The organism is Paracoccus sp. J56 (assembly GCF_019633685.1).
Taxonomy (GTDB): domain Bacteria; phylum Pseudomonadota; class Alphaproteobacteria; order Rhodobacterales; family Rhodobacteraceae; genus Paracoccus; species Paracoccus kondratievae.
In genome coordinates this window covers 142391-159890 of sequence record NZ_JAFL01000002.1, presented here as the reverse complement: position 1 = coordinate 159890, position 17500 = coordinate 142391, and the positions used below count along the sequence as shown (strand labels likewise).

Sequence of the window (17500 nt, the reverse complement as noted above, 5' to 3'; positions counted from 1 at the left end):
CAGATTGGCGATGCCCGGCAGGGTTGCCTTGCCTGCCTTCGCACCTGCGCCTAAGACCGGGGCATAGGCCAAATGAAGGGGAACCGCGGATGAGATCGACGCTCAGCTACATGACCTGGCCCTTCATCCTGACAGGGGTCGGACTAGCCCTCGCCGCATTTCTGGGATGGGAGTATCACGGCACAGGCGCAGGCGCGCTGGCCTTTCTGCTGATCGCAGGGATCCTGGCGGTGCTGGAAATCTCGCTGTCTTTCGACAATGCCATCGTCAACGCCAACAAGCTGCGCGAGATGACGCCGAAGTGGCAGCACCGGTTTCTGACCTGGGGCATTGTCATCGCGGTGTTTGGTATGCGGGTGATCTTTCCGCTGTTGGTGGTGGTCATCGCCGCCCGCCTTGCCCCGTGGGAGGCGCTGCGCCTTGCCGCCACCCAGCCGCAGGAATATTCGCGCATCATCCATGAGGCGCATTTGCCCATCGCAGCCTTTGGCGGGGCTTTCCTGATGTTGGTGGCGCTGAACTATTTCTTTGATCAGGCCAAGGATGTGGACTGGATCAAAGGGGTCGAGGCCGCCTTGCGCAAACTGGGCGAGATCCGCGGCATGGAGGTCGGTTTCGTGCTGATCTGCATGTTGGTGATCGTCAGCCAGATGCCGGCGGAAAGTGAGCATACCTTTATCATCGCCGCGATCTGGGGGATAATTACCTATCTGCTGGTCGATATGCTGGGCCATGTGCTTGACAGTTGGGGGGCATCGCGCAGCCATGCCGATATGGCGCGTGGTGGCTTTGGCGCGTTCCTTTACCTTGAGGTGCTGGACGCCTCGTTCAGCTTTGACGGTGTGATCGGGGCCTTTGCGCTGACCCAGAACCTGTTTCTTATCGCTATCGGACTGGGCATCGGGGCCTTTTACGTCCGGGCCATGACGGTCATGATGGTCGAGCGCGGTACGCTATCCGCCTTTCGTTACCTTGAACACGGGGCGTTCTGGTCGATCCTTGTCCTGTCGGTGCTGATGTTCGTTCAGACGTTGCGCCCCATCCCCGAGGTGGTCACCGGGCTTTTGGGTGCAGGCTTCATCGGCATGGCTTTTCTAAGCTCGGTTGCCTGGCGCCGCCGTCACCCGCAAGACTGACCGGGCGGCGGCAAATGGGGTGGGCCTTTGTGGCCCGGCCCCCTTTCGCGCATGACTCAGACGCTGCTCCCAAGGGGGCGGGTCGCCAGAAAGAGCCAATCGCGGACCCCGCCTTCGACCAGGGGCGAGATCTTGTCCCAGACCTCGGCATGATAGGCGTCAAGCCAGGCCACCTCGGCAGGTGACAGCAGCCCCGGTTCAATCAGGCGGCGGTCGATCGGGGCAAAGGTCAGCGTTTCGAACCCCAGCATTCCGCGCCCATCGGGGCTTTGGCGGTTCTCGATCACGATCAGGTTTTCGATGCGGATGCCAAAGGCCCCTTCGCGGTAATAGCCCGGCTCGTTCGACAGGATCATGCCGGGTTGCAGCGGAATGTCCGAGATGCGCGAGATCCGCACCGGCCCCTCATGCACCGACAGGCCCGCGCCGACGCCATGGCCGGTTCCGTGGTCGTAATCCATGCCCTCGGACCATAGGGGCGCGCGGGCGAGCGCGTCGATGTGGCATCCGGCGACGCCTTTCGGGAACTGGACTTGCGAAACGGCGATCATGCCTTGCAGCACCCGTGTATAGGGGCGCCGCACTGCCGGATCGACCGGGCCCATCGGCAGGGTGCGGGTGATGTCGGTGGTGCCGTTTTCATATTGTCCGCCGGAATCGACCAGCAGTACATGGCCAGGCTCGATCCGCAGGTTGCTGTCCTGACTGACGTGGTAGTGCGGGATCGCAGCATGGGGGCCGGTCGCCGAGATGGTGTCAAAGCTGATGTCGAGGATGCCGCGCGCGGTGCGCAGTGCCTCAAGCTTTTGCGCGACGTCGATTTCGGTCAGCGGCTCGGCCCCAAGCAGCGGAGCACGGCTGTCAAGCCAGCATAGCAGTTCGGTTATTGCTGCACCGTCCTGCAGATGGGCGGCGCGCATGCCGGCAACTTCGGCCGGGTTTTTGCAGGCCTTTGGCAGGATCACCGGATCGGGTGCCTCGACGATCGGGGTCTTCATGCTTTCGATCAGCGCAAACACCCGGTCGGGCGCGCTGGCGGGATCGACCCGCACCGGCCCGGCAAGGTTGGTCAGCGCCGGCGTCAGCGCGACCAGAGGCAGGACCGAGACCTCATTGCCAAGGGCGGCCCGCACCTCGGGGCCGAATTTGGCGGGGTCGGTAAAGACGGCAACATGGCCGTTTTCCTCGATGATGGCAAAGCACTGTACCACCGGGTTCTTGGGCACGTCCGCGCCGCGGATATTAAGCAACCACGAGACCGAGTCGGGCAGGGTCAGCACTGCCGCCTGCTGCCCGGCCTTGCGCAGGGCGTCGGCGATGCGGGCGCGCTTTTCCGCCGCGGTTTCGCCTGCGACCGCGTCGGGCCATAGGCGCACCACCCCGACCGGAGGTTCGGGCTGGTCAGTCCAGATCGCATCGACCGGGTTCGTTTCCAGCGCGATCAGGGCAATGCCGGTCCCGACAAGACCCTTTTCCATCTCGCGGATCTCGCGCCGGGTGTGCAGCCAGGGGTCATAGCCGATGCGGCCGCCTTCGGGCAGGGCCTGATGCAGCCAATCCGAGGGGCGGGTTTCCGGCCAGGGGACCGGGGTGAAATGTGCAGGATCCACCTCGGCCTTGACCTGCACCCGATAGCGGCCGTCGATGAACACGCCCGCCCGGTCGGGGGTGACGATGCAAAAGCCGGCACTACCGGTAAAGCCGGTCAGCCAGGCCAGCCGCGCATCGCGGGCTGCGACATATTCCCCCTGATGCGCATCCGCACGCGGCACCAGAAAGCCGTCGAGGTCACGCGCCGCAAGTTCGCGGCGCAAGGCTGCCAGCCGGGGCGGATGCGCGGCGGGGTTGGAATAGCTGTCATAGGTCTGGAACATGCTCGCCTCTGGCTTTCTTGTGCTTGGGATATCAGGCGCGGGTCAGCGCCTCTTTCGCGCCGGGCAGGGTGCGGGCCAACCCGTCGGCCACCGCCTCGGCACTGCGGCGATGGTGAAAATCGGTGGCGACCCGCGCGCGCGAAGCCTGTGTCAACCGCAAGGCCCTGGCAGGATCCGCGCAGAGCCGCGCGATCTCGTCAGCCATGGCCTCGGGGTGCTCGGGTGGGACAAGGATAGCGTCGCGGCCCGATGTGATCAGCTCATGATTGCCGCCGACATCGGTGACGACGACCGGCATTTCCATTGCCATCGCCTCCATGATCGCTACGGAAATCCCTTCGTTCAGGCTGGCCAGCGCAAAGATATGGGCGTTCTCAAGCCCTTCGCGCACGCGATCCTCACTGACCGCGCCCAGCAGGGTGACTGCATCGCCCAACCCCTTGGCGGCGATCAGCGCATCAAGCTGGCGGTGATAGCCCGAACCACCCTGTTCGTCCTCGCCCGCGATTTCAAGCCGGGCGTCGATACCGCGGGCGCGTAGCAGGGCGACCGTCTCGATCAGGTGGTCATGCCCCTTGATTGCGTTAAGTCGTCCGCAGCTGAAGATGCGCACTGGCCCACCCGGAGCAGGGGGCTGCCATGGTCTGCGGCGCTTGATCTGGTCCAGATTGACCCCCATCGGCGCAATCAGGATGGTCGAGGGACGGTCCGCCCCGATATCGTGTTCGGCCACGCGGGCGAGCAGTTGTGAAATGATGGTGACGAACCGTGCATGCCGCCATTTCTGGCGCTGGTTCGGGCCGTAGCCCTCTAGCGTCGGGCCGTGCAGGGTCAGGCTGTAACCCGGCCCCCCCAGCCGTTCGGCGAACATGGCGATATTGGCGCTGTCGGCGCAGCTATGGACATGGATATGGCTCCAGCCCTGTTCGCGGGCAATGCGCTTGAGCCGCGCCCCCATGCCAAGCAGTGCGAGCATCCGCAGCCGCGCCTTCAGGCCGTGCGCCTCGGCCGTAAAGGCCGCGCCAAGGCCACGTGCCCAGCCCGAGGGGCCCGAGCGCAGGAATTCCGCGATCATGCCAAGACCTTCGGCCCCAAGCGGCATCAGATAGCGGGTACGCGCCTGCGCTTCGGCCGCCCAGCTGTGCGAGGCGACGGCGCGCGGCGGCGGTCGGGTCGAGACAAGGTCGGCCTCGACCCCCAGCTCTGCCAGCGCCTGCCGTTCGCGCCACAGAAAGATATGGGTCTGGCCCGGGAACTCGGGTATGAAAAATCCGATCTTCAACACGTCGAAGCCTCTTGGCCTGCGAGGCGAAAGCGGCCCCGGCCTGACCGAACTGGTCGCATGGGAGACCGGGGCAGATCAAGCAGCCGGAAAGGACAGGATTACCCCACCCGGCGCAGGTTCATCGCGCGCGCGCGCTTTCTGGGATCGGATTCGAACAGGGCGGCAAGCTGTTCGGTCATTGCCCCGGCCAGTTGTTCGGCATCGGTGATCGTGACCGCGCGTTCGTAATAACGGGTCACGTCGTGGCCGATACCGATGGCCAAAAGCTCAACCAGCTTCTTGCGTTCGATCATCGAGATCACGTCGCGCAGGTGCTTTTCAAGAAAGTTCGCCGGGTTGACCGACAGGGTCGAGTCATCGACCGGCGCACCATCCGAAATCACCATCAGGATCTTGCGTGCCTCGGACCGGCGGGACAGGCGACGATGCGCCCACTCCAGCGCCTCGCCGTCGATGTTTTCCTTCAGCAGTCCCTCTTTCATCATCAGACCAAGGTTCGGACGCACGCGCCGCCATGGCGCATCGGCGCCCTTGTAGATGATGTGGCGCAGGTCGTTCAGCCGTCCGGGTTGGGCGGGGCGACCGGCTGCCAGCCATTTTTCACGGCTTTGCCCACCTTTCCATGCACGGGTGGTAAAGCCAAGGATCTCGACCTTGACCTGAGTGCGCTCAAGCGTGCGGGCAAGGACGTCGGCGCAGATCGCGGCAATGCTGATCGGCCGGCCCCGCATCGAGCCCGAGTTGTCCAAAAGCAGCGTCACAACGGTGTCGCGGAATTCGGTGTCCTTTTCGATCTTAAAGGACAGGGGCGTCGTCGGGTTCGCCACCACCCGGGCAAGGCGTCCGGCGTCAAGCACGCCCTCTTCCTTATCAAACTCCCAGCTGCGGTTCTGCTGTGCCTGCAGGCGGCGCTGCAACTTGTTGGCCAGCCGCGAGACCGCGCCGCGCAAGGGTTCAAGCTGTTTGTCGAGATAGGCGCGCAGCCGCTCAAGCTCGGCCGGGTCGGCCAGATCCTCGGCGCGGATCTCTTCGTCGTATTCCTGAGTATAGACTTTGTAATCCGGGCTGGCCTCGCTGACCTGAGGCGGCAGGTCGGGCGGGGTTTCGGATTCCGAGATTTCGGCGTCGTCTACCAGCTCTTCATCGGACTGGTCGTCCATACTGACCTGAGCCTGACGCTCATCCTGCGTCTGGTCCTGGGTGCGCTCGGGGCTGGCTTCGGCCTCGTCGTCCTGGTTCTGGTCGCGGGACTGGTCGTTGCCTGCTTCCTCGTCCTGTTCGGCGTTCTCGTCGGCCTCATCCTCTTCCGGTTCGTCAGGGTCCTCACCCAGCTGGTCGCCATAGCCCAAGTCGGCGATGAGCTTGCGGGAAAGACGCGCAAAGGCGGCCTGATCGGGCAGTACCTCGCCGACGTGCCCCAATTCGCTGCCGGCCTGTTCCTCGATAAAGGGGCGCCACAGGTCCGCGACATGCTGCGCGGCCGGGGGCAGGGGGCGACCGGTTGCGATCTGGCGCAGGATATAGCCCGCCGCGACGGCCAAAGGCGCATCGGCCGGGGCCTTGATCTGGCCATAGCCCTTGCGCTCGGCCTCTTGCCCCAGCTTGGCGTCGATATTGGACAGAGCGCCCGGCATGTCGCGCGCGCCCAATGCCTCGCAGCGCACCGTTTCCATCGCCTCATAGAGGTCGCGCGCCATCGGTCCGGCGGGGGCGTATTTCGCGTGGGTTGCGGGATCGTGGTGACGCAGTTTCATCGCCAGTGCATCGGCGGTACCACGCGCCAGCAATACCTCGTCCCGGGTCATGCGGCGGCTGACCTGAGGCAGGCGCATCGTGTCGCCCGCCACCCCCGCAGGATCGGCGGTGAAGGTCACGTTCAGCTCGCGCTCTTCGGCAAGGGCGCGGGTGGCCTCGGTCAGGGCCTTCTTGAACGGATCGGCGGGGTTGTCGGATTTTTTCATCGGATGTTCCAGAAACCTGCTTTGGCCGCCATCACAGCATATCCCCTGCCGCCAGCAATGAAAGGCGGGAAGGGACAGCTTTCATTTCACGCAGGCCCTTGGCTGCAGGGCCCAGGGGCCCGTGCGGCACTGGTCCTGTGGTCCGCAAGCGGTCCTTGGGCGGGGGGTTGCAAAGGGGCCGTTTGGGTTCGGGCAGGATGGCCGGACATTCCCGCTACGTTCCTGCCCGGCGTTTCCCGGAGCAGGGCCGTGGCGGAAAAGCCTGCCGCCCGCCGCATCACCCGGCCTTGACTGCCGCGCTTTCCGGCAGTTCCTCGTCGAACAGGCGCTGGTAGAACTCGGCCACCGTCTGGCGCTCGAGTTCGTCGCATTTGTTGAGGAAGGTCAGCCGGAAAGCATAGCCCACATTGTCGCCAAAGATGCGCGCGTTCTGCGCCCAGGAAATCACCGTGCGCGGGCTCATCACCGTCGACAGGTCGCCCTGCATGAAGGCCGTCCGCGTCAGGTCGGCCAGCGCGACCATCTGGCTGATCTGCTTGCGGCCCTTTTCGGTGTTGTATGTCGGGTTCTTGGCCAGAACGATCGCGGCCTCGGCGTCGTGGCTGAGATAGTTCAGCGTCGTCACGAGGTTCCAGCGGTCCATCTGGCCCTGGTTGATCTGCTGGGTGCCGTGATAAAGGCCGGTCGTGTCGCCCAGACCCACCGTGTTTGCCGTGGCAAACAGGCGGAAATAGGGGTTCGGTGTGATGACCTCGTTCTGGTCAAGCAGCGTCAGCTTGCCATCCGCCTCCAGCACGCGCTGGATCACGAACATCACATCGGCGCGGCCTGCGTCGTATTCGTCAAAGACGATGGCGGTCGGGTTGCGCAGCGCCCAGGGCAGAATGCCTTCGTGAAAAACGGTGACCTGCTTGCCATCGACCAGCTTGATCGCGTCCTTGCCGATCAGGTCGATCCGGCTGACGTGGCTGTCAAGGTTCACGCGCACGCAAGGCCAGTTCAGCCGTGCCGCCACCTGCTCGATATGGGTCGATTTGCCGGTGCCGTGATAGCCCTGGATCATGACCCGGCGGTTGTAGGCAAAGCCGGCCAGGATCGCCAGGGTCGTGTCGGGGTCGAACTTGTAGGTCGGGTCGACATCGGGCACGCGGTCGGATCGTTCGGCAAAGCCCTTGATCTTCATGTCGCTGTCTAGGCCGAAGACCTCGCGCAGGTCGATGTCCTCGGTCGGTTTCGCGTTCTGATCAAGCATTGGGCGGCCCTTTCGATTCTTCTGTGCTTGATGAATGATTCCCCGCGCAGGTGCAAGCCGGACAAGGGCTTAAGGGTGAATTGCGCACAAGTGCGGCGCCCCGTAAGCTGTCCCTCCGGAAAGCTGGAACAGGACGGGTTGCATGAGCGGATTGCTGGCGCTGCTGGATGACGTCGCGGGGATCGCCAAGATCGCCGCTGCCTCGATCGACGATGTGGCCGGTCAGGCGGTCAAGGCGGGCAGCAAGGCCGCCGGAGCGGTGATCGACGACGCGGCGGTGACACCGAAATACGTGCACGGCTTTTCCGCCGCGCGCGAAGTGCCGATCGTGATGAAGATTGCGCGCGGATCACTGTTCAACAAGCTGGTGATCCTGCTGCCGATTGCGCTGTTGTTGTCGGCCTTTGCGCCATGGGCAATCTCGCCCCTGCTGATGATCGGCGGCGCGTATCTGTGCTTTGAGGGGGCTGAAAAGATCGTTCACGCCCTTGGCCGTCACGGGGCCGGGGACGCGCATCTTGCCGTCACCGAGGGCGGCGGCGCCGGTCTGGAAGAAGAGCGGGTGCGCGGCGCGATCAAGACGGATTTCATCCTGTCGGCCGAGATCATGACCATTGCCCTTGCCGCCATCCCGAACGGAGACCCGATCTGGATGAAGGCGCTGATTCTTGCCATGGTTGCCGTGGGCATCACGCTGGCTGTCTATGGTTTCGTCGCGCTGATCGTTAAGGCGGATGATTTCGGCCTGCACCTGAATGAGCGGGGTGGTGCCTTGGGTGCGCTGGGGCGCGGCATCGTCCATGTCATGCCGGGTTTCATGAAGGCTCTGACCATCGTCGGCACTGCCGCGATGATCTGGGTCGGCGGCCAGATCGTCATTCACGGGCTGCATGAGCTGGGCCAGCACCAGCCCTATGAATGGATCCATCGCATGGCCGAGGCCGCTGCCCATGCCGCCCCAGCCGCGCCGGGCCTTGTCGGCTGGGTCACCACGGCCTTTTTCGATGGCGTTTTCGGCGTCATTCTGGGGCTGATCCTTATTCCCGTCGCGCATTACCTCGTTACCCCGGTGATCGAGACGGTCAGGCGCGCGCTTGGGGCCTGACCTCTCTGGCTTGCTCTTGTCTGGGTCACGGGTCTATTTCCGTGCAATGCCAATTCAGGAGGACTGCCATGCCGATTCCCGCCCCGGCGCTTGAGGCGCTTTCCGCGCTTTTGGGCGCGCGTCTGTCCACCAGCGGTGCCGACCGCGATCTGCATGCCCAGTCCGAGACTTTTCACCGCGCGCCGCCCCCTGATGCCGTAGCATGGCCGCTGTCGACCGGCGAGGTCTCGCGCATCGCTGCGATCTGCCGTGCCCATCACGTGCCGATGATCGGCTGGGGCACCGGAACCTCGCTTGAGGGGCAGGCGCTGGCTCCGCAAGGGGGACTGGTGATCGACCTGTCCAAGATGGATCGGGTGCTGGAAATCCGGGCCGAGGACATGCAGGTTTCGGTTCAGCCCGGCTGCACGCGTGAGGCGCTGAACACCGAACTGCGCGCGACGGGGCTGTTCTTTCCGGTCGATCCCGGCGCCAATGCCTCGCTGGGCGGGATGGCCGCGACGCGGGCCTCGGGCACCACGGCGGTGCGCTATGGCACCATGCGCGACAACGTGCTGGGGCTTGAGGTGGTGCTGGCCGACGGGCAGGTGATCCGCACCGGCACCCGGGCGGCGAAATCCAGCGCGGGTTATGATCTGACGGCGCTGTTTGTCGGCTCGGAAGGTACGTTGGGGATCATCACTGAACTGACGCTGCGCCTGCATGGCCAGCCCGAAGAGGTCGCCGCGGCGGTCTGCGGTTTCCCGACGCTGGAACAGGCGGTGGAATGCGTCACTGCAACGATCCAGTCCGGCATCCCGATGGCGCGGATCGAGTTCGTTGATGCCGATGTCGTACGTGCCTTCAACAATGTTTCCGGCGCGCAGATGCACGAAGGGCCGCATTTGATGGTCGAGTTTCACGGCTCTCCGACCTCGGTCAAGGGCGATGCCGAGGCTTTTGGCGCGCTGGCGGCCGAATTCGGCGGTACCGGCTTTGACTGGGCAACCACGCCCGAGGCACGCGCCGCGCTGTGGAAGATGCGGCATAACACCTATCGTTCCTGTCTTGCCTTGCGTCCGGGGGCAACTGCGGTTGTGACCGACGTTTGCGTGCCAATGTCGCATCTGCCTGCTGCCGTGGCTGCTGCGGCCGAGGATATCCGCGCCGAGGGTCTGCTTGGTCCCATCGTCGGCCATGTCGGCGACGGCAATTTCCACGCCCAGATCCTTGTGATGCCGGGTGATGAGGCCGAACTGGCGGCCGCGAAACGCGTTGCTACCCGCATGGCCGAGCGCGCGATCGGGGTCGGTGGGACCATCACCGGCGAGCATGGTGTCGGTATCGGCAAAAAGCCCCTGATGCCCGCCCAGCACGGCCCGGCCATCGCTGTCATGGCGGCAATCAAGCAGGCGCTTGACCCCGAGGGCGTGCTGAACCCCGGCAAGCTGGTTCCGCAGATGGGTTAAGGGCGCTGCCCCAAGCCAGCTGCAAGGGAGGCGCTGATGCCCATGCCATGGACCTATCGCCATGCCTCGAAAGAGTGGCGGGCGATTCTGGACGATCTGAAGGATCGGATGGACCTCGTCTCGGATAACAGCGCCTATACGGCGCTGGATGGGGTCCTGCAGGTCTTTCGTCGGCGACTCACTGCGCAGCAGGGTCTGGATTTTGCCTCGGTCCTGCCAGCGATTCCCCGCGCGATCTTTGTCGCGGGCTGGCGGCCAGAGGCGGAACCGCTCCCCTTTGCCGACCGTGCGACGATGACGCGCGAGGCGCAGCAGGTCCGGCCGCATCACAACCTGACGCCCGATAGCGCCATCGAGGCGGTGGCATGGACCCTGCGCCGTTATGTGAATGCGGCCGATTTTCAGCGGGCTCTGGACCAGTTGCCGCCGGGTGCGGCAGGGTTCTGGCATGTTGATGACCCCGAAGGGGCCCGGCCGAGGATCTTTTGATGCGCGGGGCTTGTGTGCGTGCAGCGATGCAGATCGGCCACAATGTGCCTGACAAACTCGTGACCGTCACGCCATCGTGACAGAGCCTCGCGCCTTTGCGATAAGGGCAGGGAAGCGCCGGTCACAGGCGCAAAGACATGGCGCGCGACAGCGCGCGGGGCGCGAGGGCAGAAATGAAGCTTTTGAGCAAGTTGTTGACGGTTCTGATGCTGGTGGCGCTGGCGTCCTGTGGACGTGGTCCGTCCAGCGGCCCGGCCGTGATGGCAGGACAGGGGCGCGGACCGCAATTCGGTGATACCGCACCGCATCCCTGGGTGGGTGGGCATCCCTATGACCATCTGGTGCATGGCATCGATATTTCCCGCTATCAGGGCGATATCGACTGGGGCCGCGTCCGTGGCTCGGGCGTCAGCTTTGCCTTTATCAAGGCGACCGAAGGTGGCGACCATGCCGACCCGAACTTCCGCCGCTATTGGTATGAGGCCGCGCAGGCCCGGATTCCGCGCGGCGCCTACCACTACTTCTACTTCTGCCGCTCGGGTGCGGAACAGGCGGCGTGGTTCATCGCCAACGTGCCGAGAGAGCGTGGCGCCATGCCGCCGGTGGTGGATCTGGAGTGGACCCCCTCGAAAACCTGCCCGCGCCGCCCGCCAAGTGATGAGGTTCTGCGCGAGGCCCGGATTTTCAAGGATATCCTGCACCGCCATTACGGCCAGCGGCCGATCATCTACACGACGGTCGATTTCTATCGTGACAACAACCTGGCCTCATGGTCCGAAGAGTTCTGGCTGCGCTCGGTCGCGGGACATCCGCGTCTGGTCTATCCCGGCCAGCGCTACACCTTCTGGCAATATACCGGGACCGGGGTTGTGCCGGGCATTCGCGGGAATGTCGATCTGAACGTCTTTGCGGGTTCGCCCGCGCAGTGGCGGAAATGGCTGAACCTGCGGCTGCAGTAAACCGAGGCCTGCTTTGGGCCGAGTTTCTGGCGCTCTATTTCGGGGCGCCGCTGGTTATCGCGTTGTTCATGCCCGGGCGCCTGCTGTTTCAGGCGCTCGCGGTGTTCAGCATTGCGGGGCTTTTGCTGCTGTGGCGGACCGGCGGCTTTCACTGGCGCGGCCTTGTCCATGGATGGGGCAGCCTGCCATGGGGCGGGATCGGCCTTGTTGCGCTGGTCACGCTGATCGTCAGCGTGGCGATATTGTGGGTGACCAGCCCCGAGTCGATCTTTCGCCTCATATGGTTGCGTCCCCATGTTCTGCTGATGATCTGGTGCCTTTACCCGCTGGTGTCGGCTTTGCCGCAAGAGCTGATCTTTCGCCCGCTGTTCTTTCACCGCTACGGCGCGCTTTTGCCGTCGGGGCAGGCGGCGATCATTCTGAACGCGGCGGTCTTTTCCTTTGCCCATCTGATGTACTGGTCGTGGGTGGTGGCGATCCTGACCTTTCTGGGGGGCTGGGTCTTTGCCTATGCCTATGTCCGACGCGGCTTTCCGGCGGCCTGGGTGCTGCATGCGGTGGCCGGGAATGTGCTCTTTGCGGTCGGAATGGGGGTATATTTCTACTCTGGCAACGTGGTGCGGCCATTCTGATTGCTTGACTTCCCCCGCGTGGCGCGGTTGATGCATCGCCGACACGCAAGGGGAAGAATGATGAGCGTCTATCGCAGCCATACCTGCGGCGAGCTGACCGCCGCTGCCGCCGGAAACGAGGTTCGTTTGTCCGGTTGGGTCCACCGGGTCCGCGACCACGGGGGCGTCCTGTTCATCGACCTGCGCGACCATTACGGCATCACCCAGGTGATTGCCGACAGCGACTCGCCCGCTTTTGCGGCGCTTGAGCGGCTGCGGGCCGAGACGGTCATCCGCATCGACGGCAAGGTCAAGCTGCGCGATCCCTCGCTCGTCAACCCCAGGCTTCCCACCGGCGAGGTCGAGGTCTATGCCACCGCGATGGAGGTTCTGGGCCCGGCCGAGGATCTGCCGCTGCCGGTGTTCGGCGATCAGGAATACCCCGAGGAAACGCGCCTGGCGTATCGCTTTCTCGACCTGCGCCGCGACAGCCTGCACAATAACATCATGCTGCGTTCGCGCGTCATCAAATGGCTGCGCGATGCGATGTGGGATGCAGGGTTCACCGAGTTCCAGACGCCGATCATCACCGCATCGTCGCCCGAGGGCGCGCGCGACTTCCTCGTGCCCTCGCGTCTGCATCCGGGCAAGTTCTACGCCCTGCCGCAGGCCCCGCAGCAGTTCAAACAGCTGATTATGGTCGCAGGCTTTGACAGATACTTCCAGATCGCGCCCTGCTTCCGCGACGAAGACCCGCGTGCTGACCGCTCGCCCACCGATTTCTATCAGCTGGACGTCGAGATGTCCTTTGTCGAGCAGGAGGACGTCTTTAACGCCGTTCAGCCGGTCATTCAGGGGCTGTTCGAGACCTTTGGCGGCGGTCGTCGTGTCGATTCTGACTGGCCGCGCATTCCTTATGCCGAGGCGATGCTGAAATATGGCTCCGACAAGCCTGACCTGCGCAACCCCATCGAGATGCAGGTGGTCAGCGAACATTTCCGCGGCTCGGGCTTTGGTATCTTTGCCAAACTGCTTGAACAGGACGGCACCGAGGTCCGCGCCATTCCCGCACCCGGCGGCGGGTCGCGTAAATTTGCCGACCGCATGAACGCCTATGCCCAGCAGCAGGGCCTGCCCGGCATGGGTTACATTTTCTGGCGCAAGGCCGATGACGGCTCGACCGAGGCGGCTGGCCCCATCGCCAAGGCGCTGGGTCATGAGCGGACCGAGGCGATCCGCGAGCAGCTGGGGCTGGGCGAAGGCGATGCCGTCTTTTTCCTGGGCGGCCGACCCGAGACCTTTGAAGCTGTCGCAGGCCGCGCCCGCAACGAGATTGGCCGCGAACTGGGCCTGATTGATGAGAACCAGTTCAAATTCGCCTGGATCGTCGACTTTCCGATGTATGAGAAGGGCGAGGACGGCAAGATCGACTTCAGCCACAACCCCTTCTCGATGCCGCAGGGCGGGCTTGATGCGCTTGATGGCGATCCGCTGGAGGTCAAGGGTTATCAATATGACCTTGCCTGCAACGGCTATGAGCTGATCTCGGGCGCGATCCGTAACCATCGTCCTGAAATCATGTTCCGCGCCTTTGAGCTGGCCGGCTATGGCCGGGATGAGGTCGAGCGGCGCTTTGGCGGCATGGTCAAGGCGTTCCGTTATGGCGCTCCTCCGCACGGTGGCTGCGCGGCGGGCATCGACCGGATCGTGATGCTGCTGGCGGATGAGGTGAACATCCGTGAGGTCATCATGTTCCCGATGAACCAGCGGGCCGAAGACCTGATGATGGGCGCACCAAGCGAGCCTGCGAACGAGCAATTGCGCGAACTGCGCCTGCGTGTCCTGCCTCGCGAATGATCCCTTGCCATGCGGCATCGGCGGGCCTTTGCCGCGATGCCGCATGCTGAAGAAAGCGTGAACTGACCTTAGCCCGCGATCATGCGATACATCCGCGCAGGGGGTGTTTCCCCGGCAAGGATGTGTGCATGAGCTTTGGTTTTCCCGAGCTGGCGGCGATCCGTCTGGGCTTTGGTCTGTCGCCGCTGACCTCGCCGCCCGCTGACGCCGAGACGGTACTGGCCAGCGTTGCGCGCTCCGGTCCCGACCCCGCGGCGATGACTACTGCCGAAGCAAGCCAGATCGCGCTGAGCTTTCGCGCCGGTGTTGTCGCCCGGCGCAGCGGCAAACCTGAACCGCCCGGTTCTAAGGAAGCTGAACAGCAACTTGCCTCCATGCCGATCGAGGATTTGCGGCGGCGGGTGGTCCGCGCGGTCGATGATCCGGTCGGCTTTGGCGAAAGGCTGGTACAGTTCTGGAGCGACCATTTCACTGTACGCGCCATCAATCGGGTGCATTACGGTCTTTCCATGACCTTTCAGGACGAGGCGATCCGTCCTTATGTGAACGGCCGGTTCGAGGACATGTTCTTTGCCGCCGACACCCATCCGATGATGCTGGTCTATCTGGATCAGATCTCCAGCCGGGGGCCGAACTCGGTTCTGGCCAAGCGCCGGCCCGAGCGTCACCTTGGCCTGAACGAGAACCTTGCACGCGAGGCGCTTGAGCTGCACTCGATGGGGGTCAGCGCCGGCTATGAGCAAAAGGACGTGCGTGAACTGGCCGAGCTGTTGACCGGGCTTAGCTTTTCGCACAAAGGCGGCTTTGCTTTTCAGCAGGCCTGGGTCGAGCCTGGGGCCGAAACGGTGCTGGGCAAAAGCTATGGCGGCGGCCGGCGCGGCGGGCTGGACGATATCCGCGCCGCCTTTCGCGATATCGCCCGCCGGCCTGAGACCGCGCAATATCTGTCGCGCAAGCTGGCGGTGCATTTCGTTTCGGACGACCCCTCCGAAGATCTGGTCGAGGCGATGGCGGCAACCTGGCGCGCGACCGGGGGCGATCTGCCGCAGGTCTATCGCGTGCTCGTCACCCACCCGGATCTGGCCTCGAATCTGCGCAAGAAGGTGCGTCAGCCTTTTGACTATTGCGTGGCAGGGCTGCGGGCGCTTGGGGTGCGGGGCAAAGATCTGGCCGCCCTTGATCGAAAGGTCTTCAACCGCGCAGTCTGGGAGCCGATCCGTTCCATGGGGCAACCATGGTGGCAGGCCAAAGGGCCGGACGGCTGGCCTGAAGAGGTCGAGGCATGGATCGCGCCGCAGACGCTGGCCGCCCGCATCAACTGGTCGTTGCAGGTTCCACGCATGCTGCTGAAAGAGCTGCCGGATCCGCGCGAAATGCTGGTTTCGGCCTTTGGCGGGACCCAGTCGGCAGAGCTTGCCTGGGCGGTGCCCAAGGCCGAATCCGCAGCCGAGGGTGTGGCGCTGATCCTCGCCTCGGGCGATTTCAACCGGCGATAGGAGGGGGCGGATGCTGAAAATGGATCGACGCCTGTTTCTGAAGGGAACGACGCTGCTTGGCTGCTCGGCTGCGGCGCATCCGCTGATGAACTCGATCACCTTCGCGGCGCTGCCCGGCGATAACCGGCTGGTGGTTATTATCCTGCGCGGCGCCATGGACGGGCTGGATGCGATCCAGCCTTATGGTGATCCGATGCTGCGCAAGCTGCGCCGCAATCTTTCGGTTGGCCCAGATAATGGCGCGCTGGACCTGGACGGGTTCTATGCGCTGCACCCGCGGCTAGAACCGCTGCTGCCTCTTTGGCAAAAAGGGGAGCTTGCCTTTGCTCATGCGGTTTCGACCCCCTATCGCGACAAACGCAGCCATTTTGACGGTCAGGACGTGCTGGAGGCCGGGACCGGCAATGACCTGCCGGTGGATCGTCAGGTGGGCGGATGGCTGAACCGGATGCTGCAGGTGATGCCCGGAACCAGTGCCGAGACGGCCTATTCCGTGGGTGTCGAGCAGATGAAGATCCTGACCGGCAAGGCCGCACATCTTAGCTGGGCACCTCAAGCATCGCTGACGCTTTCGCCGCAGGCGCAGATGCTGCTTGAGCATGTCTATCACGATGATCCGCTGTTCCGGGATGCGGCCCAGGGGGCGATGCAGATCAGCGGCGAGGTTTCGGATATCGGCAAGATGCGCGGCCCGACGGCGGATGCTCAGGCGCTGGCCGCCTTTGCCGCCAGCCGGCTGAACGCTGAAAGCCGGATCGCCGCTTTTTCGATCCCGGGCTGGGACAGTCACGCCAGCCAGTCCGCTGTTCTGGGCCGGGCACTTGACCGGCTGGCGGCTGCGATCCTGAAACTGCGCGAGGGGCTGGGGCCGAACTGGCAGAGCACCGCCGTTCTGGCTATGACCGAGTTTGGCCGCACCGCGCGCGAGAACGGGTCGGGTGGCACCGATCATGGCACGGGCGGTGCGCTGCTGATGGCCGGTGGAGCCATCCGGGGCGGTCACGCCTTTGGCGACTGGCCGGGGCTGGGCGAGGGTCAGCTTTACGCCGGGCGTGACCTCATGCCGACCCGGGACATTCGCGCCTATGCCGCTTGGGCAATGCACGGGCTTTTCGGGATCGAGCGTGACAAGCTGGAACGCACCATCTTTCCCGGGCTTGAACTGGGCAGCGATCCGGGGATGCTGGCCTGAGCCTGTGAGGGAGCTTAGCCCATGCCTGATGATTCCCCGAGCCATCCGCGCCAGCCGGTCGATGGACGGTCTGACGTTTCCGCCTCTTTGACACCGCCCGGCTCTCATGCGGCGGTTGTTGCTGATCCCGGCACCAAAGCCGGCCAGCGTCAGGCACCGCGCCCGGTCGGACCAGCCGTTCCCGACTTTACCCCGCCGCCTGCACCCGGACCCGCAATGATCGAGGGGCGCTATGTCCAGCTTGAGCGTCTTGATCCCGACCGCCACGCTGACGGGTTGTTTGCTGCCAACCAGGGGCATGACTGGGTATGGGACTATATGGGCTATGGCCCGTTTGCCGATCTTGACGCCTATCGCGGCTGGCAGGCCGAAATGGCTGCCAGGCAGGACCCGTTCCTATATGCCCTGCGTGAGCGGTCGGGGAACGGTATTGGCGGCCTTGCCGCGTTTCTGCGTATCGACAGGGCCAATGGCGTGATCGAAATCGGCCATATCCAGATCTCTCCTGCGATGCAGCGCACCCCCGCGGTGACCGAGGCGATCTCGTTGATGATTGGATGGGCCTTCGACGCCGGCTATCGTCGGGTTGAGTGGAAATGTGATGCGCTGAATGCTCCTTCCCGCCGCGCGGCTCTGCGCTATGGCTTTACCTATGAAGGGGTCTTTCGCCAGCATATGGTTACCAAAGGCCGCAATCGTGACACCGCCTGGTTCGCCATTATCAATCATGACTGGCCACGATTGGCCCGCGCGCATCAGGCATGGCTGCACCCCGGGGATTTTGACGCCCAAGGCAGGCAGCGTCAAAGCCTTGCCGTGCTGACCGGGCCGTAGA

General features: G+C 64.1%; 14 protein-coding genes. 10 read left to right on the top strand and 4 right to left on the bottom strand.

The window, feature by feature from the left end; genetic code table 11:
• Positions 1–89: 89 nt before the first annotated feature.
• On the top strand, positions 90–1136 hold the full coding sequence (locus M511_RS02255; protein WP_029371390.1) for a DUF475 domain-containing protein: 1047 nt from the start codon (positions 90–92) through the stop codon (positions 1134–1136).
• Positions 1137–1192: 56 nt separating this feature from the next.
• Here the strand turns inward: M511_RS02255 and M511_RS02250 are convergent, their stop codons facing one another.
• The 4 genes from M511_RS02250 to cobS all read right to left on the bottom strand — a co-directional run bounded on the left by M511_RS02250 (position 1193) and on the right by cobS (position 7508).
• The gene (locus tag M511_RS02250; protein WP_085501253.1) at positions 1193–3010 is read right to left on the bottom strand and encodes an aminopeptidase P family protein; all 1818 of its coding nucleotides are present in this window, start codon (positions 3008–3010) and stop codon (positions 1193–1195) included.
• Positions 3011–3041: 31 nt separating this feature from the next.
• A complete protein-coding gene (epsE, locus tag M511_RS02245) occupies positions 3042–4295 on the bottom strand; it encodes an exopolysaccharide biosynthesis GT4 family glycosyltransferase EpsE (protein WP_085501252.1) in 1254 nt (417 codons plus the stop codon).
• Between the two features lie 98 nt (positions 4296–4393).
• The gene (cobT, locus tag M511_RS02240) at positions 4394–6256 is read right to left on the bottom strand and encodes a cobaltochelatase subunit CobT (RefSeq protein WP_010392802.1); all 1863 of its coding nucleotides are present in this window, start codon (positions 6254–6256) and stop codon (positions 4394–4396) included.
• A 277-nt stretch (positions 6257–6533) separates the two neighbouring features.
• Positions 6534–7508: a cobaltochelatase subunit CobS gene (cobS, locus tag M511_RS02235; RefSeq protein WP_010392801.1), complete on the bottom strand. Its 975-nt coding sequence runs from the start codon at positions 7506–7508 to the stop codon at positions 6534–6536.
• 142 nt (positions 7509–7650) lie between these two features.
• Between cobS and M511_RS02230 the strand changes: the two genes are divergently transcribed.
• The 9 genes from M511_RS02230 (at position 7651) to M511_RS02190 (ending at position 17499) form a co-directional block, all read left to right on the top strand.
• A complete protein-coding gene (locus M511_RS02230) occupies positions 7651–8613 on the top strand; it encodes a DUF808 domain-containing protein (protein ID WP_085501251.1) in 963 nt (320 codons plus the stop codon).
• A 68-nt stretch (positions 8614–8681) separates the two neighbouring features.
• On the top strand, positions 8682–10061 hold the full coding sequence (locus tag M511_RS02225) for an FAD-binding oxidoreductase (RefSeq protein WP_085501250.1): 1380 nt from the start codon (positions 8682–8684) through the stop codon (positions 10059–10061).
• A 36-nt stretch (positions 10062–10097) separates the two neighbouring features.
• On the top strand, positions 10098–10550 hold the full coding sequence (locus tag M511_RS02220; protein ID WP_085501249.1) for a DUF2267 domain-containing protein: 453 nt from the start codon (positions 10098–10100) through the stop codon (positions 10548–10550).
• A 137-nt stretch (positions 10551–10687) separates the two neighbouring features.
• A complete protein-coding gene (locus M511_RS02215; RefSeq protein ID WP_010392792.1) occupies positions 10688–11509 on the top strand; it encodes a glycoside hydrolase family 25 protein in 822 nt (273 codons plus the stop codon).
• Positions 11485–12141 carry a CPBP family glutamic-type intramembrane protease gene (locus M511_RS02210; protein WP_010392789.1) on the top strand — a complete coding sequence of 219 codons (657 nt, stop codon included), beginning with the start codon at positions 11485–11487 and terminating at the stop codon, positions 12139–12141. The genes M511_RS02215 and M511_RS02210 overlap by 25 nt, the downstream gene beginning before the upstream one ends.
• A 60-nt stretch (positions 12142–12201) precedes the next feature.
• A complete protein-coding gene (aspS, locus tag M511_RS02205; protein ID WP_085501248.1) occupies positions 12202–13977 on the top strand; it encodes an aspartate--tRNA ligase in 1776 nt (591 codons plus the stop codon).
• 128 nt (positions 13978–14105) lie between these two features.
• Positions 14106–15473 carry a DUF1800 domain-containing protein gene (locus M511_RS02200; protein WP_085501247.1) on the top strand — a complete coding sequence of 456 codons (1368 nt, stop codon included), beginning with the start codon at positions 14106–14108 and terminating at the stop codon, positions 15471–15473.
• Between the two features lie 10 nt (positions 15474–15483).
• Positions 15484–16665, top strand: coding sequence for a DUF1501 domain-containing protein (locus M511_RS02195; RefSeq protein WP_085501246.1), 1182 nt, complete (start codon positions 15484–15486; stop codon positions 16663–16665).
• Positions 16666–16686: 21 nt separating this feature from the next.
• Positions 16687–17499 carry a GNAT family N-acetyltransferase gene (locus M511_RS02190; RefSeq protein ID WP_085501245.1) on the top strand — a complete coding sequence of 271 codons (813 nt, stop codon included), beginning with the start codon at positions 16687–16689 and terminating at the stop codon, positions 17497–17499.
• Position 17500 lies beyond the last annotated feature (1 nt).

Coding starts and splice junctions, on each gene's coding strand:
- M511_RS02215 (WP_010392792.1), top strand. CDS start 10,688: ATGGCGCGCGACAGCGCGCGGGGCGCGAGGGCAGAAATGAAGCTTTTG.
- cobT (WP_010392802.1), bottom strand. CDS start 6,256: ATGAAAAAATCCGACAACCCCGCCGATCCGTTCAAGAAGGCCCTGACC.
- M511_RS02250 (WP_085501253.1), bottom strand. CDS start 3,010: ATGTTCCAGACCTATGACAGCTATTCCAACCCCGCCGCGCATCCGCCC.
- M511_RS02220 (WP_085501249.1), top strand. CDS start 10,098: ATGCCCATGCCATGGACCTATCGCCATGCCTCGAAAGAGTGGCGGGCG.
- M511_RS02255 (WP_029371390.1), top strand. CDS start 90: ATGAGATCGACGCTCAGCTACATGACCTGGCCCTTCATCCTGACAGGG.
- cobS (WP_010392801.1), bottom strand. CDS start 7,508: ATGCTTGATCAGAACGCGAAACCGACCGAGGACATCGACCTGCGCGAG.
- M511_RS02190 (WP_085501245.1), top strand. CDS start 16,687: ATGCCTGATGATTCCCCGAGCCATCCGCGCCAGCCGGTCGATGGACGG.
- M511_RS02230 (WP_085501251.1), top strand. CDS start 7,651: ATGAGCGGATTGCTGGCGCTGCTGGATGACGTCGCGGGGATCGCCAAG.
- M511_RS02195 (WP_085501246.1), top strand. CDS start 15,484: ATGCTGAAAATGGATCGACGCCTGTTTCTGAAGGGAACGACGCTGCTT.
- M511_RS02200 (WP_085501247.1), top strand. CDS start 14,106: ATGAGCTTTGGTTTTCCCGAGCTGGCGGCGATCCGTCTGGGCTTTGGT.
- M511_RS02210 (WP_010392789.1), top strand. CDS start 11,485: ATGGCTGAACCTGCGGCTGCAGTAAACCGAGGCCTGCTTTGGGCCGAG.
- aspS (WP_085501248.1), top strand. CDS start 12,202: ATGAGCGTCTATCGCAGCCATACCTGCGGCGAGCTGACCGCCGCTGCC.
- M511_RS02225 (WP_085501250.1), top strand. CDS start 8,682: ATGCCGATTCCCGCCCCGGCGCTTGAGGCGCTTTCCGCGCTTTTGGGC.